This window comes from Escherichia sp. KTE31, assembly GCF_000407925.1.
GTDB classification, from domain to species: Bacteria; Pseudomonadota; Gammaproteobacteria; order Enterobacterales; family Enterobacteriaceae; genus Escherichia; species Escherichia ruysiae.
The window spans coordinates 439,351-462,902 of sequence record NZ_KE136726.1 but is presented as its reverse complement, the minus strand read 5'-3'; the positions used below and the strand labels follow the sequence as shown (position 1 = coordinate 462,902).

Here is a 23,552-nt window from a genome sequence, read left to right as displayed (position 1 = left end):
TTAGTGGAGTATTACCACCGTGGCGGGTGCGCCCAAATTCCGTCTGGCCATCTCCCGGCATCATCCAGCCGTGTATTGACTTTTTCTGCCGCTTCTTTTGCTACCTGAATTTCCTGACGTAAAGCGTCGATATCCTGTTGGAGTTGCTTAATTTTTATATTTATCAGATGAATATCATTTTCTACATGACTGATTTTTTCATTATTGACACAGCCTGTGAGTATAAATATTAGAAAAAAGAGTAACAGTTGATTCTTCATTTCCAGTTTCCTTTATCTGGTATTAATTATTCAGCTCATTGCTTTAATCTGGCGGCGGTTTTCGCTTCAATCTGTTTAAGCAAGCTACCGCTGCCAGGACGGATAAAATCGGCAATTTCCCACTTTCCTTCGCGCCGCTGTAAAACTAAATCCTGCTCTTCACTGTTATCATTGGTCAGCGCAATACGAACATGAATACGGGCGGAATCGGCAGTTTTCTCGAGTACACGAATTTCATCAACGCGAGAAAATAGCGACTCTTCGCCAAAACAAATCGGATTGTCGTAAATAAATTGCCGTTCTATTTGCATCTCTTGATCGAAATTGCCGTTTTTATTGAATGTGGTTTTATAAAATTCATTGACTGCCTGACGATAGGTGTCGGAAACAACCCATGTCCAGGGCCAGCTATAATCGGCAATATGTTTAAACAATTCGGCGACAAAGGCTTCAGGCTCTTCTTTTTGTAGCGATGCCAGCGTTGCCAGGATTTTTTCATTCTCGCTATTAACTGCCTGCCAGACGCTGCCATGGTTGCTGATGACATCATCAATGACCCAACGACCATTTTCTGCCACCATTTTCAGCGTTTGCGTGGTCTTTTCTTTATCGTCGTCAAAGGTACGAAAGCGCACAACGGCATCTGCATGATCGGTATCCGTTTGAGTAACTGCTACGCTTTCTAACACCAGATCGCCAAAATCCTGACAATCACAAATCGGATCATAATCCAGCCAGCCGATATTGCCCGGCAGCGTGAGATTATCATTCAGGGTAAGTGCCTTTTGTATGCGTGCAGACGTTATCGCCTGCTCTCCTGTCTCACCAAAATAAGGCGCGCTGGCATCAGATTTATAGTTTTGATAAATCTGGCGAACAGTCTGTTCAGCAGTCAGCGAGGGTGATTGTGCCTGAGTAGTGAAGCTTGCAAAAAACGCCAAAAACAGAAGTATTAATTTCATCTGTTTTTCACCTCACCGTCGTGTTTATCCATATTGTAGATGCTTTGTTGCTTTAAGAGCTTCCAGCTCTGCATGATGATGTCCTTAAATTTGGCATTTCTGAACAAGGAAGAGTAACAACGGGCGGGAGGTGAGGGGAATAAATGATTTCTGAAAAGTCCGGTAGCGGAACATTACCGCCACCGGGAGAATTTGCGCGTTAGCCGCCGAACTGGTCGGGATCGGGACCGAGACGTTTACCTTGATCGAGTTTTGCGATTTCACCAAGTTCGTCTTTGTCGAGACGGAAATCCCAGACATCAAAGTTTTCGGCAATGCGTGAAGGCGTGACCGATTTCGGGATCACCACCAGACCGTTATCCAGATGCCAGCGGATAACAATTTGTGCCGGTGTTTTGCCGTATTTATCCGCCAGGTAGCGAATGACTTTCTGATCGAAAACGCCTTTCCCACCTTGCGCTAATGGGCTCCAGGATTCGGTCTGGATTTTGTGCGTAGCGTTCCAGGCGTGAAGCTGGCGTTGCTGCATCAGCGGGTGAAGTTCGATCTGATTAATAACAGGCGTCACGCCAGTTTCGTCGATCAGACGTTGCAGGTGGTGGATCTGGAAGTTACAGACGCCAATGCTTTTGATTAATCCTTCTTTTTGCAGCTCGATCATTCCTTTCCACGCCTCGACATAGTGATCGATAGCGGGAACGGGCCAGTGCATTAAGTAAAGGTCGATATAATCAAGCTGAAGTTTTTTCAGGCTGTCGAGCAGTGCTTCGCGGGGGCGTTTGTGGTCGTCGTTCCACAGTTTGGTTGTAATGAACAACTCTTCTCTGGCAAGAGCGGCATTTTTCAGCGCCTTGCCGACACCTTCTTCGTTTTTATAGGCAGCGGCGGTATCAATCGAGCGATATCCCACTTCTAACGCTTTTTGGATAGCGGTGATGACTTCCTCATTACTTGCTTGCCAGACACCCAGTCCCAGCTGGGGCATGACATTGCCATCCTGTAGCTTAATAACGGTTGGATTAGCCATACGTTCCTCCTTTTATATGAACTCACCGGAGCAGGCTCCGGTGAGTTGGTGTGAACTTAAGTCTGGACGAAATACCCAAAAACGAAAGTTTGAGGAGGAAAAAGCTTAACGAGCGGCTTCGTAAATACGGCGGCTGACATCCAGCGTAATGTCATGATTTTCGCCCAGTTGGGTCATGCCGTGCTCTTCCAGTTTCTTCAGCAATGCCGGGATGGAGCTGCCGTCCAGACCGTAGTCGGAGAGGCGGGTTGGCACGCCTAATTGTTCGAAGAAGTTGCGGGTCGCGGCAATTGCGGCGTCAATACGCTCATCGTCGGAACCTTCAGTGATGTTCCAGACGCGTTCAGCATATTGCAGCAGTTTTGCGCGCTTGGTGTCGCGTTTTTCATTCCACAGGGCAGGCAGAACGATAGCCAGCGTTTGCGCGTGATCCAGACCGTGCATCGCAGTCAGTTCGTGTCCCAGCATATGTGTTGCCCAGTCCTGCGGGACGCCAGCGCCGATCAAACCGTTCAACGCCTGGGTTGCCGCCCACATGACGTTAGCGCGTACATCGTAGTTTTCTGGCTCTTTCAGGGCTTTCGGGCCATCTTCGAGAAGCGTCAGCAAAATACCTTCTGCGAAGCGATCCTGAATTTTGGCATCAACCGGTTTGGTAACATACTGTTCCACGGTGTGCACAAAGGCATCCACTACGCCGTTAGCCACCTGGCGCGGCGGCAGGGTGTAGGTATAAACCGGATCGAGCACGGCAAATACGGGTTGAACGTGGGCAGAATGGAACGCCTGCTTGTCGCCGGTGGTTTTACGGGAGATCACCGCACCTGCGTTGGATTCTGAACCGGTCGCTGGCAGTGTCAGCACACAGCCCATTGGGATGGCGCTTTTAATCTCTTTACCGCCAGTTTGTAGGATGTGCCACGGATCGACATTCTCAGGATAATTTGCCGCTGCGGCGATAAATTTGGTGCCGTCCAGTACGGAACCGCCGCCAACCGCCAGCAGGAAAGTCACTTTCTGTTCGCGAACCAGTTTCACGGCGTTCATCAGCGTTTCATAAGCCGGGTTTGGCTCGATACCGCCAAACTCCAGCACGTCCATACCTTTCAGCGCATCCAGAACTTGATCCAGAACGCCTGTTTTTTTCACGCTGCCGCCGCCGTAGGTAATCAATACGCGAGCATCGTGAGGAATTTGTTCGCGTAAACCAGCGATAGCGCCTTTACCAAACAAAATACGGGTTGGGGTGTGCAGATTAAAGTTGTTCATTACTTGCTCCCTTTGCTGGGCCAATATTAGGGCAGAGATCGGTCTGCCTGATGTTTTTCATTGTGGTCGCCAGCGCCGCAGCTCTCAATGCTCATTTCTGCCAATGTCTTGCCTATTTCTCCAGAGTGCTGGAGAAATGGTACAAAATTGCGCACAATCAAATTGCCGCATTATTCTTAAGAAATTACGCGATATGAAACGTGAAGAGATTTGCCGCCTGCTGACGGACAAAATTAATAACCTGAAAAATAAAGAAAATAGTTTGTCTGAGCTGTTGCCCGATGTGCGCTTATTGTATGGCGAGAACCCCGGCGCACGTACGCCGGTGATGTATGAACCTGGCATCATAATTCTCTTTTCCGGGCATAAAATCGGCTATATCAATGAACGCGTGTTTCGTTATGATGCCAATGAATATCTGCTGCTGACGGTGCCGTTACCGTTTGAGTGCGAAACCTATGCCACGCCGGAGGTGCCATTAGCGGGCTTACGTCTCAACGTCGATATTTTGCAGTTACAGGAACTGTTGATGGACATTGGTGAAGACGAGCATTTCCAGCCGTCGATGGCTGCCAGTGGCATAAACTCCGCTACGTTGTCAGAAGAGATTTTATGCGCGGCGGAGCGGTTACTGGATGTGATGGAGCGACCGCTGGATGCGCGCATTCTTGGCAAGCAGATCATCCGCGAAATTCTTTACTACGTGCTGACCGGACCTTGCGGTGGCGCATTACTGGCGCTGGTCAGTCGTCAGACTCACTTCAGCCTGATTAGCCGCGTGCTGAAACGGATTGAGAATAAATACACCGAAAACCTGAGCGTCGAGCAACTGGCGGCAGAAGCTAACATGAGCGTTTCAGCGTTCCACCATAATTTTAAGTCTGTCACCAGCACCTCTCCGTTGCAGTATTTGAAGAACTACCGACTGCATAAGGCGCGGATGATGATCATCCATGATGGCATGAAGGCCAGCGCGGCGGCGATGCGCGTCGGCTACGAAAGTGCGTCGCAATTTAGCCGTGAGTTTAAACGCTACTTCGGTGTGACGCCGGGGGAAGATGCGGCAAGAATGCGGGCGATGCAGGGGAGTTAAATGTGTTCCCGGCATCGCCGCCGGGAACGGAGAAAAACGTCAGGCGTTACCGTATTTCTTTTTAATCACCACAAACAGCGTGCCTAACAGGCCGGCGGTTAACAGGGCAATCGGCAGGATCATCAGGAATGTCATTACCTGATCTTCATGGCGTTTAACGAACGGGATCATGCTCAAGGCATAGCCGAAACCGGTCACCACGCTGACCCATAGCAATCCACTTAACCAGTTGAAAAACTGGAAGCGGCGGTTTGGCAGACCGGAAATCCCCGCCATGGTTGGTAGCAGCGTGCGGACAAATGCAAGAAAACGTCCAGCCAGCAAAGCCAGCAAACCGTGGCGGTCAAACATACAGGTGGCGCGCTGATGATATTTAGCGGGGAGCTGTGCCAGCCAGCCTTTCACCGTTTTGGTATTACCTAGCCAACGCCCCTGAATATAACTTAACCAGCAGCCCAGGCTGGCTGCGGCAGTCAGAATCACGATTGTTGGCAGAAAATCCATCACCCCCTGGGCAATCAGTGCGCCAGCCAGTATCAACAAGCTGTCGCCTGGCAAAAATGAAGCGGGCAGCAGACCGTTTTCTAAAAACAGCGTGGCAAACATGACAAAGTAAACAACGCTAACAATATGAGGATCCGCCAGCGCGGCAAAGTCGTGTTGCCAGAGCGCAGCGATAATGTCTTGAATAACAGCCATGGACTTTCCTGTGGAACAGCGTTTAAGCCTTTATTTGCCTATTGTACTCCTGAATCGTCCGGGACGCCTTGATCCCGGACGCAACAATTTAAGACTATTCACAATTAAATGTCTGCAAAATTGTCCAAATTTGGCAATGTTACACAATTCGGGTAAAGCCCGCGTCCAGATCGGCAATCAGATCGTCGACGTTTTCCAGACCAATATGCAGGCGAATCAACGTGCCGCTGAAATCAATCTTTCCTTGCGGGCGAATGGCGGCGATATGTTCCGGTTGATTTGCAAGGATCAACGATTCATATCCTCCCCACGAGTAGGCCATGCTGAATAAACTGAAGTTATCCAGATAGTTCGCCAGTTCTTCATCGTTGAGTTTTTTCTTCAACACAAAGGAAAATAGTCCGCTGCTGCCTGTAAAGTCTCGTTGCCAGAATTCGTGACCTTTACTGCCCGGCAGAGCAGGGTGGTTAACCCGTTCAACCTGCGGATGTTCCGCCAGCCATTCAGCCACTTTCAGGCTGCTTTCATGATGTTGACGCAGACGCACACCTAAAGTGCGCAGGCCACGGCTGGTCATATAAGCGGTGTCGGCATCGACCATTTGTCCCATCAGATAAGCATTCTCCCGCAATTGCTCCCAGCATCGGGCATTACATACCGCAGTGCCGATCATTGCATCCGAGTGACCTACCAGATATTTGGTGGCGGCCTGAATGGAAACATCAATGCCAAAATCAAGGGCTTTAAACAGCACCCCGGCAGCCCAGGTGTTATCGATCATAATGATGGCGTCCGGCACCACGCTGCGCACGGCGGAGACAATCGCCGGAACATCATGCACTTCCATGGTGATGGAGCCCGGCGATTCCAGAAAGACGATTTTAGTGTTTGGTTGCAGATGTTTAACGATATCCGCGCCAATCAGCGGATCAAACCACGATGTCGTTACGCCCAGTTTGCTGAGGATTTTGCTACAGAAATCCTGACTTGGTTCGTAGGCGGTGTTGGTCATCAACACATGATCGCCCTGTTCGACAAAAGCAAGGATGGAATTGGCAACCGCTGCCGCACCGCAAGGAAACAGTGCACAGCCGGCGCCACCTTCCAGTTCGCACATTGCTTCTTGTAACGAGAAGTGGGTTAACGTTCCGCGCCGTCCATAGAACAATTCGCCGTTGGCGCGATTACGCGTCGCATGTTTTTTCGCTTCAACGCTGTCAAAAACCAGCGAAGAGGCGCGCTGAATCACGCTATTCACCGCGCCGAGAGTGTACTTTTTGCTGCGTCCTGCATTCACCAGTTGAGTATCAAGCTTTTTGTCCGCCATGTCGGGATTCCTGTTTTTATACGTCTGGATGTCTAAACTAGCATGAATAATTGCGGGCGCATCCTGAAGAATTGGCATAAAGAAGAAAATTTTCGCAAATGGCGTTCTGGTGGCTTTTTTACTGCGTAAACGCAAGGAAAAGAAAGCAAAGGTACGGCAGTATGCAAATAGTAATGAGAACGACTATCAATTCGACGTCGTTTTGATATTATTATGCGCAGATTTTGTGACTTGCGTCCTGGAGATACACAGTGGGTAATAATTTAATGCAGACGGATCTTTCCGTCTGGGGTATGTATCAGCACGCCGATATTGTCGTTAAGTGCGTGATGATTGGGCTTATTTTGGCCTCCGTAGTCACCTGGGCAATCTTCTTCAGTAAGAGCGTAGAGTTCTTCAATCAGAAGCGTCGCCTTAAGCGCGAGCAGCAACTGCTGGCTGAAGCGCGTTCCTTAAACCAGGCCAACGATATCGCCGCTGATTTTGGTAGCAAAAGCTTAAGCCTGCATTTGCTCAATGAAGCGCAAAACGAGCTGGAATTGTCAGAAGGCAGCGACGATAACGAAGGTATTAAAGAGCGTACCAGCTTCCGCCTGGAGCGTCGGGTCGCCGCAGTGGGGCGTCAAATGGGACGCGGTAACGGCTATCTGGCAACCATTGGCGCGATTTCGCCGTTCGTTGGTCTGTTTGGTACGGTCTGGGGCATCATGAACAGCTTTATCGGTATTGCGCAAACGCAGACCACGAATTTGGCGGTGGTTGCACCGGGTATCGCAGAAGCTCTGTTAGCAACGGCAATCGGCCTGGTGGCAGCGATTCCGGCCGTCGTTATCTATAACGTATTCGCGCGCCAGATTGGCGGCTTTAAAGCGATGCTGGGCGATGTCGCAGCGCAGGTGCTGTTGCTGCAAAGCCGTGACCTGGATCTGGAAGCCAGCGCCGCTGCGCATCCGGTTCGTGTCGCACAAAAATTACGTGCAGGGTAATGCGCTATGGCAATGCATCTTAACGAAAACCTCGACGATAACGGCGAAATGCATGATATCAACGTGACGCCGTTTATCGACGTGATGTTGGTTCTGCTGATTATCTTTATGGTGGCGGCACCGTTAGCGACGGTAGATGTGAAGGTGAACTTGCCTGCTTCTACCAGCACGCCGCAGCCGCGCCCGGAAAAACCGGTTTATCTGTCGGTGAAGGCAGACAACTCGATGTTTATCGGTAACGATCCGGTCACCGATGAAACAATGATTACGGCGTTGAATGCGTTAACCGAAGGCAAGAAAGACACCACCATCTTCTTCCGAGCGGACAAAACCGTCGATTACGAGACGTTGATGAAGGTAATGGATACGCTGCATCAGGCGGGTTATCTGAAGATAGGCCTGGTCGGCGAAGAAACCGCTAAAGCGAAATAAAAATGATGCCCGGTTGCTTCATACAACCGGGCATTTTTTTAGCCTAGATGTTCGCCGCCGCACACGCCGTGCACTTCTGCGGTGACGTAGCTCGACTCCTGACTCGCCAGATAAACATAAACAGGCGCCAGTTCTGCCGGCTGCCCCGCACGTTTCATCGGCGTTTGCTGACCAAACTGTGGGATCTTATCCTGCGTTTGTCCGCCGGAAATTTGCAGTGCTGTCCAGATAGGGCCTGGTGCGACAATATTCACCCGAATACCTTTCTCCGCGACCTGTTTTGCCAGGCCACGGCTGTAGTTCAGAATCGCCGCCTTCGTAGCCGCATAGTCCAGTAAATGCGGGCTTGGCTGGTATGCCTGGATTGACGAAGTGGTGATAATACTTGCACCTTTCGGTAGCAGGGGGATCGCTTCCTGGGTTAGCCAGAACAGCGCGAAAATGTTAATGGCAAAGGTCTTTTGAAACTGTTCGCTGGTGAGGTCTGCAATATCAGGAATGGCAACCTGTTTCCCGGCGACCAGCGCCATAATATCCAGCCCGCCTAACGCCTTGTGCGCTTCGTGAACCAGCGAACGGGCGAATTTCTCATCGCTTAAATCGCCTGGCAGCAGAACGGCTTTGCGTCCGCATTCTTCAATGATCTTTTTCACATCCTGGGCGTCTTCTTCTTCCGCCGGAAGATAACTGATCGCCACGTCAGCGCCTTCACGCGCGTAAGCGATGGCGGCAGCACGACCGATACCAGAATCGCCCCCTGTCACCAGTGCCTTACGATCTTTCAGGCGACCGCTACCAACATAGGTTTTCTCGCCGCAATCCGGCACCGGTGTCATCTTCGCCTGGATGCCTGGCGTCGGTTGTTTCTGTTTGGGATATTCACCAGTGTAATACTGCGTGGTCGGGTCTTTTAAATGAGACATCGCTTTTCTCCCTTCAGGTTCAACGTCCTATAAGGGTAGACGCTCTCAATGCGTTAATCAGGGAACCAGGAAGATCCCTAAACCTCGGATTTATGCGACAACGGTTTAACGTATATGTTGATTTGCTGTTGCGCGCTGTTTACTCAATTGCGATATACTGTTGCCCGTTTTAACTACACGACAGGAATGTATGGAACGTTTTCTTGAAAATGCAATGTATGCTTCTCGCTGGCTGCTTGCCCCCGTGTACTTTGGCCTTTCGCTGGCGTTAGTTGCCCTGGCGCTGAAGTTCTTCCAGGAGATTATTCACGTACTGCCGAATATCTTCTCGATGGCGGAATCTGATTTGATCCTCGTTCTGCTGTCGCTGGTGGATATGACGCTGGTTGGCGGTTTGCTGGTGATGGTGATGTTTTCCGGTTATGAGAATTTCGTCTCGCAGCTCGATATCTCTGAGAACAAAGAGAAGCTGAACTGGCTGGGGAAAATGGACGCAACGTCGCTAAAGAACAAAGTGGCAGCGTCGATTGTGGCGATCTCTTCCATTCACTTACTGCGCGTCTTTATGGATGCGAAAAATGTCCCTGATAACAAACTGATGTGGTACGTCATTATCCATCTGACGTTTGTGCTCTCTGCGTTTGTGATGGGCTATCTTGACCGACTGACTCGCCATAATCACTGATCTGATTCGGGCGCGGTTCTCGCGCCCGTTATTAACACGTTATTTATCGGATGACGCTTGCCACAGATTCAGCTCGCCATCGGCGATATGCTGGTCAATCTGCGCTAACTCCTCGGTGCTAAACGCCAGATTATTCAGCGCCTGTACGTTCTCCTCCAGTTGCTCCGCACGGCTGGCACCGATCAATACCGATGTCACGCGATCATCTTTCAGCAACCAGCTTAATGCCATTTGCGCCATCGACTGACCGCGCTGCTGTGCCATTTTATTCAATAACCGCAGGCTGTTGAGGTTGGCTTCGGTGAGCATTTTCGGCGTCAGACCTCGAACTTTATGACCTTCGCGATGCATCCGTGAATCCTCCGGAATACCGTTGAGATATTTTCCAGTCAGCAGTCCCTGAGCCAGAGGAGTAAAGGCAATGCAGCCCACGCCGTTATTTTCCAGGGTATCCAGCAGGCCGCTTTTATCTACCCAGCGGTTCAGTAAATTGTACGAAGGTTGATGAATTAACAGCGGAATTTTCCACTCGCGCAGCAACTTGACCATTTTTTGCGTCCGCTCTGGCGAGTAAGAGGAGATCCCGACATAAAGCGCCTTACCGCTTTGTACCGCATGAGCCAGCGCAGAGGCGGTTTCTTCCATCGGCGTATTTTCATCGACGCGATGAGAGTAAAAAATATCGACATATTCCAGACCCATACGCTTCAGGCTTTGGTCGAGGCTGGCGAGCAGGTATTTACGTGAACCGCCAGAGCCGTACGGGCCGGGCCACATATCGTATCCGGCTTTGGTAGAGATAATCAGTTCATCGCGATAAGCAGCAAAATCCTCCCGCAGCAGGCGACCAAAGTTCTCTTCTGCGCTTCCTGGAGGCGGCCCGTAATTGTTGGCTAAATCAAAGTGCGTAATGCCCAAATCAAAGGCTTTGCGCAGGATCGCACGCTGTGATTCCAGCGCGTTAACGTGGCCGAAATTGTGCCATAAACCGAGCGATAACGCGGGCAGACGTAAACCTCTTTTTCCGCAATAGCGGTACTGCATCTGCCCGTAACGTTCGGGATTCGCTAACCAGACCATGACATCTCCTTTTCACCGTTCAGTTTCGAAACAATGTTTCTAGTTTAGCAATTTGCCAGCGTGTCTCCCGTAGTCTGGTTCACAGAGTGACGAAAAACTGGGCAAAAACACGTGCTTATGCTTTGCTTAAAAAAACAACAGTTGAGGAATGAAACGATGTCGCGTTTAACAGCCAAAGATTTCCCGCAAGAGTTACTGGATTACTACGACTATTACGCTCACGGGAAAATCTCGAAACGTGAGTTCCTCAACCTGGCGACGAAGTATACGGTGGGCGGGATGACGGCATTAGCGTTGTTTGATTTGCTCAAGCCAAATTATGCGCTGGCGACTCAGGTAGAGTTTACCGACCCGGAGATTGTTGCTGAGTACATCACGTATCCTTCGCCAAATGGTCACGGCGAGGTTCGGGGTTATCTGGTGAAGCCTGCGAAGATGAGCGGCAAAACGCCAGCCGTGGTGGTAGTGCATGAGAATCGTGGACTGAATCCGTATATCGAAGATGTGGCGCGGCGAGTGGCGAAGGCGGGGTACATCGCTCTGGCGCCAGACGGCTTAAGCTCCGTGGGCGGATATCCGGGGAACGATGATAAAGGTCGTGAGCTGCAACAGCAGGTTGATCCAACCAAACTGATGAATGATTTCTTTGCCGCGATTGAGTTTATGCAACGCTATCCGCAAGCCACGGGCAAAGTGGGTATTACGGGATTTTGCTATGGCGGTGGTGTCTCGAACGCGGCAGCGGTGGCATACCCGGAACTGGCCTGCGCGGTGCCGTTTTATGGCCGCCAGGCGCCCACCGCCGATGTGGCGAAAATCGACGCGCCTTTACTGCTTCACTACGCTGAACTGGATACGCGAATCAACGAAGGTTGGCCCGCTTATGAGGCAGCGTTGAAAGCTAATAATAAGGTTTATGAAGCGTATATTTATCCGGGGGTTAATCACGGATTCCATAATGATTCCACGCCCCGTTATGACAAATCTGCTGCCGATCTTGCCTGGCAAAGGACGCTGAAATGGTTCGACAAATATCTCTCCTGATGGGTTTATCTCTTCCTGGATAACATTCTTAACATGCTGAAAAAAATAGCGTGCGTAAAAGTCGTTCTTTGCCTAAAATATCGCTATATAAGTTGATATATATCGTTTGAGGGCAAAACGATGAATAACCATTTTGGTAAAGGCTTAATGGCGGGATTAAAAGCAACACATGCCGACAGTGCGGTTAATGTGACTAAATTCTGTGCCGATTATAAGCGCGGATTTGTATTAGGCTACTCGCATCGGATGTATAAAAAGACCGGTGACCGCCAGCTCAGCGCCTGGGAAGCAGGTATTCTGACGCGCCGTTATGGACTGGATAAAGAGATGGTAATGGATTTCTTTCGTGAGAATAATTCCTGTTCTACATTACGATTTTTTATGGCTGGTTATCGCCTCGAAAATTGATCAAACATACGTATTATCTTGCTTTAATTAATTACACTAATGCTTCTTCCCTTCGTTTTAGCGCCCCGCCGCAGTATCATGACAATGATAACCATAATAAATGTGTGGTAAATGGCGCATCGATCGCATTATTGATTTTGCGGTTGAGGCAAAATATATGCCAGGTCTTCGCAACGGAATAACTATAAATGACTGGAGATAACACCCTCATCCATTCTCACGGCATTAATCGTCGTGATTTCATGAAGCTTTGTGCAGCATTAGCCGCCACCATGGGGCTGAGTAGCAAAGCCGCCGCAGAGATGGCCGAATCGGTCACTAACCCGCAGCGCCCGCCGGTTATCTGGATTGGCGCGCAGGAGTGCACCGGTTGTACGGAATCTCTGCTTCGTGCAACGCATCCAACGGTAGAAAACCTCGTGCTGGAGACCATCTCTCTGGAGTATCACGAAGTCCTTTCCGCCGCATTCGGCCATCAGGTTGAAGAGAACAAACATAACGCGCTTGAGAAGTATAAAGGGCAGTATGTGTTGGTTGTGGATGGTTCCATCCCATTAAAAGATAACGGTATTTACTGCATGGTTGCCGGTGAGCCGATTGTGGATCACATCCGCAAAGCGGCGGAAGGCGCAGCAGCCATTATTGCTATCGGTTCTTGCTCCGCGTGGGGCGGTGTCGCAGCAGCTGGGGTTAACCCCACCGGCGCGGTTAGCCTGCAAGAAGTTCTGCCGGGCAAAACCGTTATCAACATTCCCGGTTGTCCGCCTAACCCGCACAACTTCCTTGCGACCGTTGCGCACATCATCACTTACGGTAAACCGCCGAAGCTGGATGACAAAAATCGCCCGACCTTCGCCTATGGTCGTCTGATTCACGAACACTGCGAACGTCGCCCGCACTTCGATGCTGGTCGTTTTGCCAAAGAGTTCGGTGATGAAGGCCACCGCGAAGGCTGGTGCCTGTACCACCTCGGCTGTAAAGGCCCTGAAACTTACGGCAACTGCTCAACGCTGCAATTCTGCGATGTTGGCGGCGTGTGGCCGGTGGCGATTGGTCACCCGTGCTATGGCTGTAACGAAGAAGGTATCGGCTTCCATAAAGGCATCCATCAGCTTGCTAACGTCGAAAACCAGACGCCACGCTCACAAAAACCGGACGTGAATGCTAAAGAAGGCGGCAACGTCTCTGCGGGCGCTATCGGTTTGCTCGGCGGCGTGGTTGGGCTGGTTGCCGGTGTCAGCGTGATGGCGGTGCGTGAACTGGGTCGTCAGCAAAAGAAAGATAACGCTGACTCACGGGGAGAATAACCGTGAACAGACGTAATTTTATTAAAGCAGCCTCCTGCGGGGCATTGCTGACGGGCGCGCTGCCGTCGGTCAGCCATGCGGCTGCTGAAAACCGCCCGCCAATTCCGGGATCGCTGGGTATGTTGTATGACTCGACCTTGTGCGTAGGCTGCCAGGCTTGCGTCACTAAGTGTCAGGATATCAACTTCCCTGAACGTAACCCACAAGGGGAGCAGACCTGGTCGAACAACGACAAACTGTCGCCGTATACCAATAACATCATTCAGGTGTGGACCAGTGGCACGGGTGTCAACAAAGACCAGGAAGAGAACGGCTATGCGTACATTAAGAAACAGTGTATGCACTGCGTCGATCCGAATTGTGTCTCTGTATGCCCGGTCTCTGCGCTGAAAAAAGATCCGAAAACCGGCATTGTCCATTACGACAAAGATGTGTGCACCGGCTGCCGTTACTGCATGGTCGCCTGTCCGTACAACGTGCCGAAGTACGACTACAACAACCCGTTTGGTGCGTTGCATAAGTGTGAGCTGTGTAACCAGAAAGGCGTGGAACGTCTCGATAAAGGCGGTCTGCCTGGCTGCGTAGAAGTGTGCCCGGCGGGCGCGGTGATTTTTGGTACGCGTGAAGAGCTGATGGCTGAGGCGAAAAAACGCCTGGCGCTGAAGCCTGGCAGCGAATACCACTATCCGCGTCAGACGCTGAAATCTGGCGACACTTACCTGCACACAGTGCCGAAATATTATCCGCATCTGTACGGCGAGAAAGAGGGCGGCGGTACTCAGGTTCTGGTACTGACGGGTGTGCCTTATGAAAATCTCGACCTGCCGAAACTGGACGATCTTTCTACCGGTGCGCGTTCCGAAAATATTCAACACACCCTGTATAAAGGCATGATGCTACCACTGGCTGTGCTGGCGGGCTTAACCGTGCTGGTTCGTCGCAACACCAAAAACGACCATCACGACGGAGGAGACGATCATGAGTCATGATCCACAACCGCTGGGCGGCAAAATCATCAGTAAACCGGTCATGATTTTTGGACCGTTAATCGTCATCTGTATGCTCCTGATTGTGAAACGTCTGGTGTTCGGTCTGGGCTCTGTCTCCGACCTGAACGGCGGCTTCCCGTGGGGCGTGTGGATCGCGTTTGACCTGCTGATCGGCACCGGCTTTGCCTGTGGCGGCTGGGCGCTGGCGTGGGCGGTATACGTCTTTAACCGTGGACAATACCATCCGCTGGTGCGTCCGGCGCTGTTGGCGAGTCTGTTCGGTTACTCACTGGGTGGCTTGTCGATCACTATCGACGTGGGTCGCTACTGGAACCTGCCGTACTTCTATATTCCGGGTCACTTCAACGTGAACTCGGTACTGTTCGAGACGGCGGTCTGTATGACCATCTACATCGGCGTGATGGCGCTTGAGTTTGCTCCTGCGCTGTTTGAACGCCTGGGCTGGAAGGTGTCGCTCAAGCGTCTGAACAAGGTGATGTTCTTTATCATCGCGCTCGGCGCGCTGCTGCCGACCATGCACCAGTCTTCAATGGGGTCGCTGATGATCTCGGCGGGCTATAAAGTGCATCCGCTGTGGCAGAGCTATGAAATGTTGCCGCTGTTCTCGCTGCTGACGGCGTTCATCATGGGCTTCTCGATTGTTATCTTTGAAGGTTCGCTGGTGCAGGCGGGTCTGCGCGGCAACGGTCCGGATGAGAAGAGCCTGTTCGTCAAGCTGACCAACACCATCAGCGTGCTGCTGGCGATTTTCATTGTGCTGCGCTTTGGCGAGCTAATCTATCGCGACAAGCTGTCCTTAGCGTTTGCCGGTGACTTCTACTCCGTGATGTTCTGGATTGAAGTCCTGCTGATGCTTTTCCCGCTGGTCGTTCTGCGTGTGGCGAAGCTGCGCAATGATTCCCGTATGCTGTTCCTGTCAGCACTGAGCGCACTGTTAGGTTGTGCAACCTGGCGTCTGACCTATTCGCTGGTGGCATTCAACCCAGGCGGCGGTTACGCCTACTTCCCGACCTGGGAAGAACTGTTGATTTCTATTGGTTTTGTGGCTATTGAGATTTGCGCTTACATCGTACTCATTCGTCTACTGCCGATACTTCCTCCTTTAAAACAAAACGATCATAATCGTCATGAGGCGAGCAAAGCATGAGCCAGAGAATTACTATTGATCCGGTAACCCGTATTGAAGGGCATTTACGCATCGATTGCGAAATCGAAAATGGCGTCGTTTCGAAAGCATGGGCTTCCGGGACCATGTGGCGCGGCATGGAAGAGATCGTGAAAAACCGCGATCCGCGCGATGCATGGATGATTGTGCAACGTATCTGTGGCGTATGTACCACCACTCACGCGCTCTCTTCTGTTCGTGCGGCAGAGAGTGCGCTGAATATCGACGTTCCGGTTAACGCGCAATACATCCGTAACATCATTCTGGCTGCGCACACCACGCATGACCATATCGTTCATTTCTATCAGCTCTCTGCGCTGGACTGGGTAGACATCACTTCTGCGCTGCAAGCCGATCCGACCAAAGCCTCCGAAATGCTGAAAGGCGTTTCGACCTGGCACCTGAACAGCCCGGAAGAGTTCACTAAAGTTCAGAACAAGATCAAAGATCTGGTTGCCAGCGGTCAGTTGGGTATTTTCGCCAACGGCTACTGGGGACATCCGGCGATGAAACTGCCGCCGGAAGTGAACCTGATTGCGGTAGCGCACTACTTACAGGCGCTGGAGTGCCAGCGTGACGCTAACCGCGTTGTGGCGCTGCTGGGCGGTAAAACGCCGCACATTCAGAACCTGGCGGTAGGTGGTGTTGCGAACCCGATCAACCTCGACGGTCTGGGCGTGCTGAACCTTGAGCGCCTGATGTACATCAAGTCCTTCATCGACAAGCTGAGCGACTTTGTTGAGCAGGTTTATAAGGTTGATACCGCAGTTATTGCAGCGTTTTATCCGGAATGGCTGGAGCGCGGTAAAGGCGCGGTGAACTACCTGAGCGTGCCGGAATTCCCGACCGACAGCAAAAACGGCAGCTTCCTGTTCCCGGGCGGCTACATTGAGAATGCGGATCTGTCCTCGTATCGTCCGATCACTTCCCATTCAGATGAATATCTGATCAAAGGGATTCAGGAAAGCGCGAAGCACTCCTGGTATAAAGACGAAGCGCCGCAGGCACCGTGGGAAGGCACGACCATTCCGGCTTATGACGGCTGGTCTGAGGACGGTAAATATTCCTGGGTGAAATCACCGACTTTCTACGGCAAAACGGTAGAAGTGGGGCCGCTGGCGAACATGCTGGTGAAACTGGCGTCAGGACGCGAGTCTACTCAGAACAAACTAAATGAAATCGTTGCGATTTATCAGAAACTGACCGGCAACACGCTGGAAGTGGCGCAACTGCACTCCACGCTGGGGCGTATTATTGGTCGTACCGTTCACTGCTGCGAATTGCAGGATATCCTGCAAAATCAATACAGTGCACTGATCACCAATATCGGCAAAGGCGACCACACCACCTTTGTGAAGCCGAACATTCCGGCTACAGGTGAGTTCAAAGGCGTTGGCTTCCTTGAAGCACCGCGCGGTATGCTCTCTCACTGGATGGTTATTAAAGACGGTATCATCAGTAACTACCAGGCAGTTGTTCCATCAACCTGGAACTCTGGCCCGCGTAACTTCAATGATGACGTCGGTCCTTACGAGCAGTCACTGGTGGGTACACCGGTTGCCGATCCGAATAAACCGCTGGAAGTGGTGCGCACCATTCACTCCTTCGACCCGTGCATGGCCTGCGCGGTACACGTAGTGGATGCCGACGGCAACGAAGTGGTTTCAGTGAAGGTTCTGTAATGCGTATTTTAGTCTTAGGGGTCGGCAATATTTTGCTGACCGATGAAGCCATCGGTGTGCGGATTGTCGAAGCGTTAGAGCAACGATACATTCTGCCGGATTATGTTGAAATCCTCGATGGCGGCACGGCAGGAATGGAGCTGCTTGGCGACATGGCAAATCGCGATCATCTGATTATTGCGGATGCCATTGTGTCGAAAAAGAACGCGCCGGGAACGATGATGATCCTGCGGGATGAAGAAGTTCCGGCGTTGTTTACCAATAAAATTTCTCCGCATCAGCTTGGCCTGGCCGACGTATTGTCGGCCCTGCGCTTCACTGGCGAGTTTCCGAAAAAGCTGACCCTGGTCGGCGTGATCCCGGAATCACTGGAGCCGCACATCGGCTTGACGCCGACGGTCGAAGCGATGATTGAACCTGCGCTTGAGCAGGTTCTGGCTGCGCTGCGTGAATCAGGCGTGGAAGCCATCCCACGGGAGGCGACTCATGACTGAAGAGATAGCAGGTTTCCAGACCTCCCCGAAGGCGCAAGTACAGGCAGCGTTTGAAGAAATTGCCCGGCGTTCGATGCACGATCTCTCTTTTCTGCATCCTTCAATGCCGGTGTACGTTTCCGACTTTACGCTGTTCGAAGGTCAGTGGACGGGGTGTGTAATCACCCCGTGGATGCTGAGTGCAGTTATCTTCCCCGGCCCGGATCAACTCTGGCCGATGCGCAAAGTGAGTGAAAAAATCGGTCTGCAACTGCCTTACGGCACCATGACCTTTACCGTTGGCGAACTGGACGGTGTTTCGCAATACCTCTCCTGCTCGCTGATGTCACCGCTTTCGCACAGCATGTCGATTGAAGAGGGTCAACGGCTGACGGATGACTGCGCACGAATGATCCTTTCGCTGCCGGTCACCAATCCGGATGTACCACACGCAGGGCGTCGCGCCCTGCTGTTTGGTCGCAGGAGTGGTGAAAATGCATGAGTTGTCGCTTTGCCAGAGCGCCGTTGAAATTATCCAACGGCAGGCGGAGCAGCACGATGTTAAGCGCGTCACCGCCGTGTGGCTGGAAATTGGCGCGCTCTCCTGCGTTGAGGAGAGCGCCGTCCGTTTTAGTTTTGAAATTGTCTGCCAGGGAACGGTGGCGCAAGGGTGCGATTTACATATCGTCTATAAACCCGCCCAGGCCTGGTGTTGGGATTGCAGCCAGGTGGTGGAGATTCATCAGCACGATGCGCAATGTCCGATCTGTCATGGCGAGCGGTTGCGTGTCGATACCGGCGATTCGCTGATCGTCAAAAGTATTGAAGTTGAATAAGACTGAGGACAACGCCTGAAAAGTGCACGGACGGTCCCCTCGCCCCTCCGGGGAGAGGGTTAGGGTGAGGGGAAACACCCGCTAAAGGTTCTTTTTCGCGTTTGTCCGCAATCGAAATAACCGGAGTTAACAATGTGTATTGGCGTTCCAGGCCAGGTGCTGGCTGTCGGTGAAGATATTCACCAGCTTGCGCAGGTTGAAGTTTGTGGTATCAAGCGCGACGTGAATATCGCCCTGATTTGTGAAGGTAACCCTGCCGATCTGCTGGGCCAGTGGGTGCTGGTACACGTCGGATTTGCCATGAGCATCATCGACGAAGATGAAGCCAAAGCCACATTAGACGCACTGCGCCAAATGGATTACGACATTACCAGCGCGTGATGATTAGCTTTCGTAGGCCTGATAAGACGCGCGAGCGTCGCATCAGGCATTGTGCTCGATTGCCGGATGCAGCGTGAACGCCTTATCCGTATATGGACACCTCCCGTTGTGCAAGTTATTTTTCATCTGTGTGACGGGAGTAAGTTGCATTCGTATATCCGGCCTCTCTTACGGTACCGTCGTACCCGGCCATGATGTTATCTGCACATCTGTTTCCTTTCGGCCTGCCGGCTTTGCTTTGCAGGGAGCCATGGATAAGGTCGGATTTGCCAGATGTCGGTCTTACCTGTTACACATCAGTTCTTTATAACTTTGCACACTTACGGCAGGTTTGTTGCTCGTTTACTTACAGGGACGTCAGTGCTGCTTACGCTGCATTCTTCACCCCATGGTATTCTTCACCACGATTTAATATCGCCCACGCTATCCGGATGTTTTTATTTGCCAGCGCCACCACGGCGATATTGTTATTACGTCTTTCTGCCACCGACTGTAGCCAGAGGCTGCGTCTGTCTGTTTTTCCGGCGCTGAACCTCAGTACTGCACGGGCACCATGGATCAGCAGCGTTCTCAGGTAACTGTCACCCCGTTTGCTGATATGGCCCAGCCGCTCTTTTCCGCCGCTTGAATGCTGTCGCGGAACCAGTCCAATAAAGGCCGACATTTCCCGACCGTTTTTAAATTGCTTCGCATCGCCCACGGCAGCCACCAGTGCACTCGCCACTATCGGGCCAAAACCCTCTATTTCCATCAGCCGTTTTATGCGGATATCGTCCCGTGCCGCCTGCTGAAGACGCCGGTCATGACGCGATATGCGCTCATCCAGCATCTGCATTTCCTCTGACAGCTCGCACAACAGACGGATGAAGCGGTCATTCCACTGCTCCTGCTGCGACAGGATTTCCGGCAGGGCTTTACGCACGTGATTTATCCCCACTGGCAGCACCAGACCAAATTCACTCAACAGCCCCCGGATTTCATTGCACAGTGCAGTCCGCTCGCGGATGATCCTGGCCCGGACCCGGTGCTCTGCCTGTAACGTCTGCTGTGCTTCCGATTTGAGAGCGACAAAACGCATACCAGGCCTGCTGATGGCCTCGCAGATGGCTGCTGCATCATTGGCGTCGTTTTTGTTGCCTTTGAGATAAGGTTTGACGAGTTTCGGCGGAATAATACGCACGGTATGGCCCATGCGGGTGAGCTCGCGGGTCCAGTAATGGGAAGAGCCACAGGCCTCAATACCAATAAGACAGGGAGAAAGGCCGGAGAAAAACGTCATCATGTGGGCACGGCGCAGGGTTTTTCGCAGTACCACTTTTTCATGGTGATCGACGCCGTGGATCTGAAAAACATTTTTTGCAAGGTCGAGACCAATACGCTTAATATTCATGACGGACACCTCCACCTGGGAACTGAGTACACCTCAGTCTGGCACATTGATGCCGTAAGGCGGGAGGTGTCCATCACATCGGCCTACATCGCCCTGGATGGCTTGCTGCGACGAACACCAACCCTTACCCCTGACGCTTATCTTCCGTATTCGTCTCGAAATCACTGGCATCATGGCGCTCATGCAACTGCTCGTTCAGTGGCCCGTTGGTGCGGTTAACAATTCGTCCACGCTTCACAGCCGGACGTTCAGCCACTTCTTTCGCCCAGCGTTGTACGTGCTTATAGCTGCCCGCATCAAGAAACTCTGCGGCATCATACACGCCGCCTAATACCACGTTGCCAAACCACGGCCAGATTGCCATATCAGCAATGGTGTACTCATCGCCCGCAACAAACTTATGCTGCGCCAGTTGTTTATCCAGTACGTCGAGCAGGCGTTTGGCTTCCATGGTAAAACGGTTGATGGCGTACTCAATTTTCACTGGCGCGTAATGGTAAAAGTGACCAAAACCACCGCCGAGGAACGGCGCAGCGCCCTGTAACCAGAACAACCAGTTCATCGTTTCAGTCCGTTTTGCCAGATCCTGCGGCAAGAAGTAGCCAAATTTCTCTGCCAGATAAAGCAGAATCGATCCTGACTCAAACACGCGGATCGGCGGATTATGCGTATGATCGCGCAATGCCGGGATCTTTGAGTTCGGGTTCACTTCCACAAAGCCGCTGGAGAATTGATCGCCATCGCCAATGCGAATCAGCCAGGCGTCGTACTCTGCGCCGGTGACGCCCAGCGCGAGTAGTTCTTCGAGCATAATTGTCACTTTCTGACCGTTTGGCGTGCCCAGCGAATAGAGCTGTAACGGGTGCTTGCCAACCGGCAACGTTTTTTCATGCGTCGAACCAGAAACCGGGCGATTAATATTGGCGAACGCGCCGCCAGCGGATTTATCCCACGTCCAGACTTTCGCGGGCTGATAAGTATTGTCTGTCATACTGAGTTGCCTTCTGAGTGGTAGTGTTGAAGCAGTGTAGCAGTTCGATTGCTGTACAGATTGTGAATTTTTTAACCCTTTGCGCCAGCCGCTGCGTTGAGGTGTATGATAAGTCAGACCTCTGTCCGGTTAATGTCGCTGAGCAGGTAATCAGAGCACAACAATTACGCCAACTGCTTAGGTTGTATTGTTAAAGGTAAAGTGATGAGCAAAGGAACGACCAGCCAGGATGCCCCGTTCGGGACATTATTGGGCTACGCCCCCGGTGGTGTAGCAATCTACTCTTCAGATTACAGTTCTCTCGATCCGCAGGAATACGAAGATGACGCCGTATTTCGTAGCTATATCGACGATGAATATATGGGCCACAAATGGCAATGCGTTGAATTTGCTCGCCGTTTTCTCTTTCTGAATTACGGTGTGGTCTTCACTGATGTAGGCATGGCGTGGGAGATTTTCTCGCTGCGCTTCCTGCGTGAAGTGGTTAACGACAACATCCTGCCATTGCAGGCATTTCCTAACGGCTCGCCGCGTGCGCCAGTCGCGGGTGCGCTGCTTATCTGGGATAAAGGCGGAGAATTTAAAGATACCGGCCATGTCGCCATCATTACCCAATTGCACGGCAACAAAGTCCGTATTGCGGAACAGAACGTGATTCATTCCCCGTTACCGCAAGGGCAGCAGTGGACGCGCGAACTGGAGATGGTGGTAGAAAACGGCTGCTATACCCTCAAAGACACGTTTGATGACACCACCATTCTGGGCTGGATGATCCAGACGGAAGATACCGAATACAGCTTGCCACAGCCGCAAATTGAAGGCGATTTGTTGAAAATCAGCGGAGCGCGACTGGAAAACAAAGGCCAGTTTGACGGTAAATGGCTGGATGAAAAAGACCCGCTGCAAAATGCCTACGTGCAGGCCAACGGTCAGGTGATTAATCAGGATCCGTATCATTATTACACCATCACCGAGAGTGCCGAGCAGGAGCTGATTAAAGCCACCAACGAGTTGCACCTGATGTATCTTCACGCTACCGACAAGGTGCTGAAAGATGACAACCTGCTGGCATTGTTCGACATTCCAAAAATCCTCTGGCCGCGTTTGCGTCTCTCCTGGCAGCGTCGCCGTCACCATATGATCACTGGTCGTATGGATTTCTGTATGGATGAGCGTGGCCTGAAGGTCTACGAATACAACGCCGATTCCGCCTCCTGCCATACTGAAGCGGGCTTAATCCTCGAACGTTGGACGGAGCAAGGCTATAAAGGCAACGGCTTCAATCCGGCAGAAGGGCTGATTAACGAACTAGCAGGCGCATGGAAACACAGTCGTGCACGTCCATTTGTCCATATCATGCAGGACAAAGATATCGAGGAGAATTATCACGCCCAGTTTATGGAGCAGGCGCTGCAACAGGCTGGCTTTGAAACGCGTATTTTGCGCGGGCTGGATGAACTGGGCTGGGATGCTGCCGGGCAACTGATTGATGGGGAAGGGCGACTGGTTAACTGCGTATGGAAAACCTGGGCGTGGGAAACCGCGTTTGATCAGATTCGTGAAGTCAGTGACCGTGAGTTTGCCGCAGTGCCGATTCGTACCGGTCATCCGCAAAATGAAGTACGTCTAATCGACGTTCTGCTGCGCCCGGAAGTGCTGGTCTTTGAGCCGCTGTGGACGGTGATCCCCGGTAACAAAGCGATTCTGCCGATCCTCTGGTCGCTGTTCCCGCACCATCGCTATCTGCTGGATACTGATTTCACTGTTAATGATGAACTGGTGAAAACCGGTTATGCCGTGAAGCCGATTGCCGGTCGCTGTGGCAGCAATATCGACCTGGTCAGCCATCATGAAGAGGTGCTGGATCAGACCAGCGGTAAATTTGCCGAGCAGAAAAACATCTACCAGCAACTGTGGTGTCTGCCGAAAGTGGACGGTAAATATATCCAGGTATGTACTTTCACCGTTGGCGGCAACTATGGCGGGACTTGCTTGCGCGGCGATGAATCACTGGTCATCAAAAAAGAGAGTGATATTGAACCGTTAATTGTGGTGAAAGAGTAATACATGTTGTAGCAACCCTGTACTGATTATAAAGAGTAATCAGTACGGGGATTAATCA

Annotated in this window: 25 protein-coding genes; 15 read left to right on the top strand and 10 right to left on the bottom strand. The window is 51.6% G+C overall.

Annotated elements, in window-relative coordinates; translation table 11 throughout:
• Positions 1 to 11: 11 nt before the first annotated feature.
• The 4 genes from WES_RS03460 to yqhD all read right to left on the bottom strand — a co-directional run bounded on the left by WES_RS03460 (position 12) and on the right by yqhD (position 3,518).
• Positions 12 to 260 carry a hypothetical protein gene (locus WES_RS03460; RefSeq protein WP_000795834.1) on the bottom strand — a complete coding sequence of 83 codons (249 nt, stop codon included), beginning with the start codon at positions 258 to 260 and terminating at the stop codon, positions 12 to 14.
• A gap of 35 nt (positions 261 to 295) precedes the next feature.
• Positions 296 to 1,222 (bottom strand): YqhG/Tai3 family protein, encoded by a 927-nt coding sequence (locus tag WES_RS03465; protein ID WP_016159782.1) that lies wholly within the window; start codon positions 1,220 to 1,222, stop codon positions 296 to 298.
• A gap of 199 nt (positions 1,223 to 1,421) precedes the next feature.
• Positions 1,422 to 2,249: a 2,5-didehydrogluconate reductase DkgA gene (gene dkgA, locus WES_RS03470; RefSeq protein WP_016159783.1), complete on the bottom strand. Its 828-nt coding sequence runs from the start codon at positions 2,247 to 2,249 to the stop codon at positions 1,422 to 1,424.
• A 105-nt stretch (positions 2,250 to 2,354) separates the two neighbouring features.
• The gene (yqhD, locus tag WES_RS03475) at positions 2,355 to 3,518 is read right to left on the bottom strand and encodes an alcohol dehydrogenase (RefSeq protein ID WP_016159784.1); all 1,164 of its coding nucleotides are present in this window, start codon (positions 3,516 to 3,518) and stop codon (positions 2,355 to 2,357) included.
• Between the two features lie 193 nt (positions 3,519 to 3,711).
• Here yqhD and yqhC point away from each other — a divergent pair, with 193 nt between their 5' ends.
• Positions 3,712 to 4,611 (top strand): DNA-binding transcriptional regulator YqhC, encoded by a 900-nt coding sequence (gene yqhC, locus WES_RS03480; protein WP_000817719.1) that lies wholly within the window; start codon positions 3,712 to 3,714, stop codon positions 4,609 to 4,611.
• A gap of 39 nt (positions 4,612 to 4,650) precedes the next feature.
• On the opposite strand, the gene yghB is transcribed toward yqhC, so the two are convergent.
• Both yghB and metC read right to left on the bottom strand, forming a co-directional pair.
• Positions 4,651 to 5,310: a DedA family general envelope maintenance protein YghB gene (yghB, locus tag WES_RS03485; protein WP_016159785.1), complete on the bottom strand. Its 660-nt coding sequence runs from the start codon at positions 5,308 to 5,310 to the stop codon at positions 4,651 to 4,653.
• A gap of 139 nt (positions 5,311 to 5,449) precedes the next feature.
• Complete coding sequence (gene metC, locus WES_RS03490) at positions 5,450 to 6,637, bottom strand: cystathionine beta-lyase (protein ID WP_010356640.1); 1,188 nt, start codon at positions 6,635 to 6,637, stop codon at positions 5,450 to 5,452.
• Between the two features lie 251 nt (positions 6,638 to 6,888).
• Here metC and exbB point away from each other — a divergent pair, with 251 nt between their 5' ends.
• Both exbB and exbD read left to right on the top strand, forming a co-directional pair.
• Positions 6,889 to 7,623 carry a tol-pal system-associated acyl-CoA thioesterase gene (gene exbB, locus WES_RS03495; RefSeq protein WP_000527844.1) on the top strand — a complete coding sequence of 245 codons (735 nt, stop codon included), beginning with the start codon at positions 6,889 to 6,891 and terminating at the stop codon, positions 7,621 to 7,623.
• Positions 7,624 to 7,629: 6 nt separating this feature from the next.
• Positions 7,630 to 8,055 carry a TonB system transport protein ExbD gene (exbD, locus tag WES_RS03500; protein WP_001240712.1) on the top strand — a complete coding sequence of 142 codons (426 nt, stop codon included), beginning with the start codon at positions 7,630 to 7,632 and terminating at the stop codon, positions 8,053 to 8,055.
• Positions 8,056 to 8,093: 38 nt separating this feature from the next.
• Here the strand turns inward: exbD and yghA are convergent, their stop codons facing one another.
• Positions 8,094 to 8,978 carry an NADP(+)-dependent aldehyde reductase gene (yghA, locus tag WES_RS03505; RefSeq protein ID WP_016159786.1) on the bottom strand — a complete coding sequence of 295 codons (885 nt, stop codon included), beginning with the start codon at positions 8,976 to 8,978 and terminating at the stop codon, positions 8,094 to 8,096.
• A gap of 190 nt (positions 8,979 to 9,168) precedes the next feature.
• On the opposite strand from yghA, the gene WES_RS03510 reads away from it, so the two are divergent.
• Positions 9,169 to 9,663: a TIGR00645 family protein gene (locus tag WES_RS03510; protein WP_000439331.1), complete on the top strand. Its 495-nt coding sequence runs from the start codon at positions 9,169 to 9,171 to the stop codon at positions 9,661 to 9,663.
• Positions 9,664 to 9,702: 39 nt separating this feature from the next.
• Here WES_RS03510 and gpr read toward each other — a convergent pair whose 3' ends face one another.
• On the bottom strand, positions 9,703 to 10,743 hold the full coding sequence (gene gpr / locus WES_RS03515; RefSeq protein ID WP_016159787.1) for an L-glyceraldehyde 3-phosphate reductase: 1,041 nt from the start codon (positions 10,741 to 10,743) through the stop codon (positions 9,703 to 9,705).
• Positions 10,744 to 10,899: 156 nt separating this feature from the next.
• Between gpr and yghX the strand changes: the two genes are divergently transcribed.
• The 10 genes from yghX (at position 10,900) to hybG (ending at position 19,049) form a co-directional block, all read left to right on the top strand.
• Positions 10,900 to 11,787 carry a YghX family hydrolase gene (yghX, locus tag WES_RS03520; protein ID WP_010348720.1) on the top strand — a complete coding sequence of 296 codons (888 nt, stop codon included), beginning with the start codon at positions 10,900 to 10,902 and terminating at the stop codon, positions 11,785 to 11,787.
• Positions 11,788 to 11,907: 120 nt separating this feature from the next.
• Positions 11,908 to 12,195 carry a DUF2623 family protein YghW gene (yghW, locus tag WES_RS03525; RefSeq protein WP_001059138.1) on the top strand — a complete coding sequence of 96 codons (288 nt, stop codon included), beginning with the start codon at positions 11,908 to 11,910 and terminating at the stop codon, positions 12,193 to 12,195.
• A gap of 188 nt (positions 12,196 to 12,383) precedes the next feature.
• Positions 12,384 to 13,502: a hydrogenase 2 small subunit gene (gene hybO, locus WES_RS03530; protein ID WP_000145410.1), complete on the top strand. Its 1,119-nt coding sequence runs from the start codon at positions 12,384 to 12,386 to the stop codon at positions 13,500 to 13,502.
• A 2-nt stretch (positions 13,503 to 13,504) separates the two neighbouring features.
• Entirely contained in the window at positions 13,505 to 14,491 is a 987-nt protein-coding gene (gene hybA / locus WES_RS03535; RefSeq protein WP_001081870.1) for a hydrogenase 2 operon protein HybA, read from the top strand.
• Positions 14,481 to 15,659, top strand: coding sequence for a Ni/Fe-hydrogenase cytochrome b subunit (gene hybB, locus WES_RS03540; RefSeq protein ID WP_000017694.1), 1,179 nt, complete (start codon positions 14,481 to 14,483; stop codon positions 15,657 to 15,659). Before hybA ends, hybB begins: the two co-directional genes overlap by 11 nt.
• Positions 15,656 to 17,359, top strand: a complete 1,704-nt coding sequence (hybC, locus tag WES_RS03545) for a hydrogenase 2 large subunit (protein WP_000083059.1) — start codon at positions 15,656 to 15,658, stop codon at positions 17,357 to 17,359. The genes hybB and hybC overlap by 4 nt, the downstream gene beginning before the upstream one ends.
• Complete coding sequence (locus WES_RS03550; protein ID WP_001221940.1) at positions 17,359 to 17,853, top strand: HyaD/HybD family hydrogenase maturation endopeptidase; 495 nt, start codon at positions 17,359 to 17,361, stop codon at positions 17,851 to 17,853. Before hybC ends, WES_RS03550 begins: the two co-directional genes overlap by 1 nt.
• A complete protein-coding gene (hybE, locus tag WES_RS03555) occupies positions 17,846 to 18,334 on the top strand; it encodes a hydrogenase-2 assembly chaperone (RefSeq protein ID WP_016159788.1) in 489 nt (162 codons plus the stop codon). Before WES_RS03550 ends, hybE begins: the two co-directional genes overlap by 8 nt.
• Positions 18,327 to 18,668, top strand: coding sequence for a hydrogenase maturation nickel metallochaperone HypA (gene hypA / locus WES_RS03560; RefSeq protein ID WP_000544956.1), 342 nt, complete (start codon positions 18,327 to 18,329; stop codon positions 18,666 to 18,668). Before hybE ends, hypA begins: the two co-directional genes overlap by 8 nt.
• A 132-nt stretch (positions 18,669 to 18,800) precedes the next feature.
• Positions 18,801 to 19,049, top strand: coding sequence for a hydrogenase maturation factor HybG (hybG, locus tag WES_RS03565; RefSeq protein ID WP_000334896.1), 249 nt, complete (start codon positions 18,801 to 18,803; stop codon positions 19,047 to 19,049).
• A gap of 367 nt (positions 19,050 to 19,416) precedes the next feature.
• Here hybG and WES_RS03570 read toward each other — a convergent pair whose 3' ends face one another.
• On the bottom strand, positions 19,417 to 20,439 hold the full coding sequence (locus tag WES_RS03570) for an IS110 family RNA-guided transposase (RefSeq protein ID WP_016159702.1): 1,023 nt from the start codon (positions 20,437 to 20,439) through the stop codon (positions 19,417 to 19,419).
• A 124-nt stretch (positions 20,440 to 20,563) separates the two neighbouring features.
• The gene (yghU, locus tag WES_RS03575) at positions 20,564 to 21,430 is read right to left on the bottom strand and encodes a glutathione-dependent disulfide-bond oxidoreductase (RefSeq protein WP_016159789.1); all 867 of its coding nucleotides are present in this window, start codon (positions 21,428 to 21,430) and stop codon (positions 20,564 to 20,566) included.
• 204 nt (positions 21,431 to 21,634) lie between these two features.
• Between yghU and gss the strand changes: the two genes are divergently transcribed.
• Positions 21,635 to 23,494, top strand: coding sequence for a bifunctional glutathionylspermidine amidase/synthase (gene gss / locus WES_RS03580; protein ID WP_010348713.1), 1,860 nt, complete (start codon positions 21,635 to 21,637; stop codon positions 23,492 to 23,494).
• Positions 23,495 to 23,552 lie beyond the last annotated feature (58 nt).

Bases quoted from the DNA above. Each gene is read 5' to 3' on its own strand.
- hybG (WP_000334896.1), top strand. From the start codon at position 18,801: ATGTGTATTGGCGTTCCAGGCCAGGTGCTGGCTGTCGGTGAAGATATT.
- WES_RS03460 (WP_000795834.1), bottom strand. From the start codon at position 260: ATGAAGAATCAACTGTTACTCTTTTTTCTAATATTTATACTCACAGGC.
- hybB (WP_000017694.1), top strand. From the start codon at position 14,481: ATGAGTCATGATCCACAACCGCTGGGCGGCAAAATCATCAGTAAACCG.
- WES_RS03510 (WP_000439331.1), top strand. From the start codon at position 9,169: ATGGAACGTTTTCTTGAAAATGCAATGTATGCTTCTCGCTGGCTGCTT.
- yqhD (WP_016159784.1), bottom strand. From the start codon at position 3,518: ATGAACAACTTTAATCTGCACACCCCAACCCGTATTTTGTTTGGTAAA.
- yghB (WP_016159785.1), bottom strand. From the start codon at position 5,310: ATGGCTGTTATTCAAGACATTATCGCTGCGCTCTGGCAACACGACTTT.
- WES_RS03550 (WP_001221940.1), top strand. From the start codon at position 17,359: ATGCGTATTTTAGTCTTAGGGGTCGGCAATATTTTGCTGACCGATGAA.
- hybC (WP_000083059.1), top strand. From the start codon at position 15,656: ATGAGCCAGAGAATTACTATTGATCCGGTAACCCGTATTGAAGGGCAT.
- yghW (WP_001059138.1), top strand. From the start codon at position 11,908: ATGAATAACCATTTTGGTAAAGGCTTAATGGCGGGATTAAAAGCAACA.
- yghU (WP_016159789.1), bottom strand. From the start codon at position 21,430: ATGACAGACAATACTTATCAGCCCGCGAAAGTCTGGACGTGGGATAAA.
- yghA (WP_016159786.1), bottom strand. From the start codon at position 8,978: ATGTCTCATTTAAAAGACCCGACCACGCAGTATTACACTGGTGAATAT.
- dkgA (WP_016159783.1), bottom strand. From the start codon at position 2,249: ATGGCTAATCCAACCGTTATTAAGCTACAGGATGGCAATGTCATGCCC.
- exbD (WP_001240712.1), top strand. From the start codon at position 7,630: ATGGCAATGCATCTTAACGAAAACCTCGACGATAACGGCGAAATGCAT.
- gss (WP_010348713.1), top strand. From the start codon at position 21,635: ATGAGCAAAGGAACGACCAGCCAGGATGCCCCGTTCGGGACATTATTG.
- yghX (WP_010348720.1), top strand. From the start codon at position 10,900: ATGTCGCGTTTAACAGCCAAAGATTTCCCGCAAGAGTTACTGGATTAC.
- gpr (WP_016159787.1), bottom strand. From the start codon at position 10,743: ATGGTCTGGTTAGCGAATCCCGAACGTTACGGGCAGATGCAGTACCGC.
- hybE (WP_016159788.1), top strand. From the start codon at position 17,846: ATGACTGAAGAGATAGCAGGTTTCCAGACCTCCCCGAAGGCGCAAGTA.
- WES_RS03465 (WP_016159782.1), bottom strand. From the start codon at position 1,222: ATGAAATTAATACTTCTGTTTTTGGCGTTTTTTGCAAGCTTCACTACT.
- metC (WP_010356640.1), bottom strand. From the start codon at position 6,637: ATGGCGGACAAAAAGCTTGATACTCAACTGGTGAATGCAGGACGCAGC.
- hypA (WP_000544956.1), top strand. From the start codon at position 18,327: ATGCATGAGTTGTCGCTTTGCCAGAGCGCCGTTGAAATTATCCAACGG.
- yqhC (WP_000817719.1), top strand. From the start codon at position 3,712: ATGAAACGTGAAGAGATTTGCCGCCTGCTGACGGACAAAATTAATAAC.
- WES_RS03570 (WP_016159702.1), bottom strand. From the start codon at position 20,439: ATGAATATTAAGCGTATTGGTCTCGACCTTGCAAAAAATGTTTTTCAG.
- hybO (WP_000145410.1), top strand. From the start codon at position 12,384: ATGACTGGAGATAACACCCTCATCCATTCTCACGGCATTAATCGTCGT.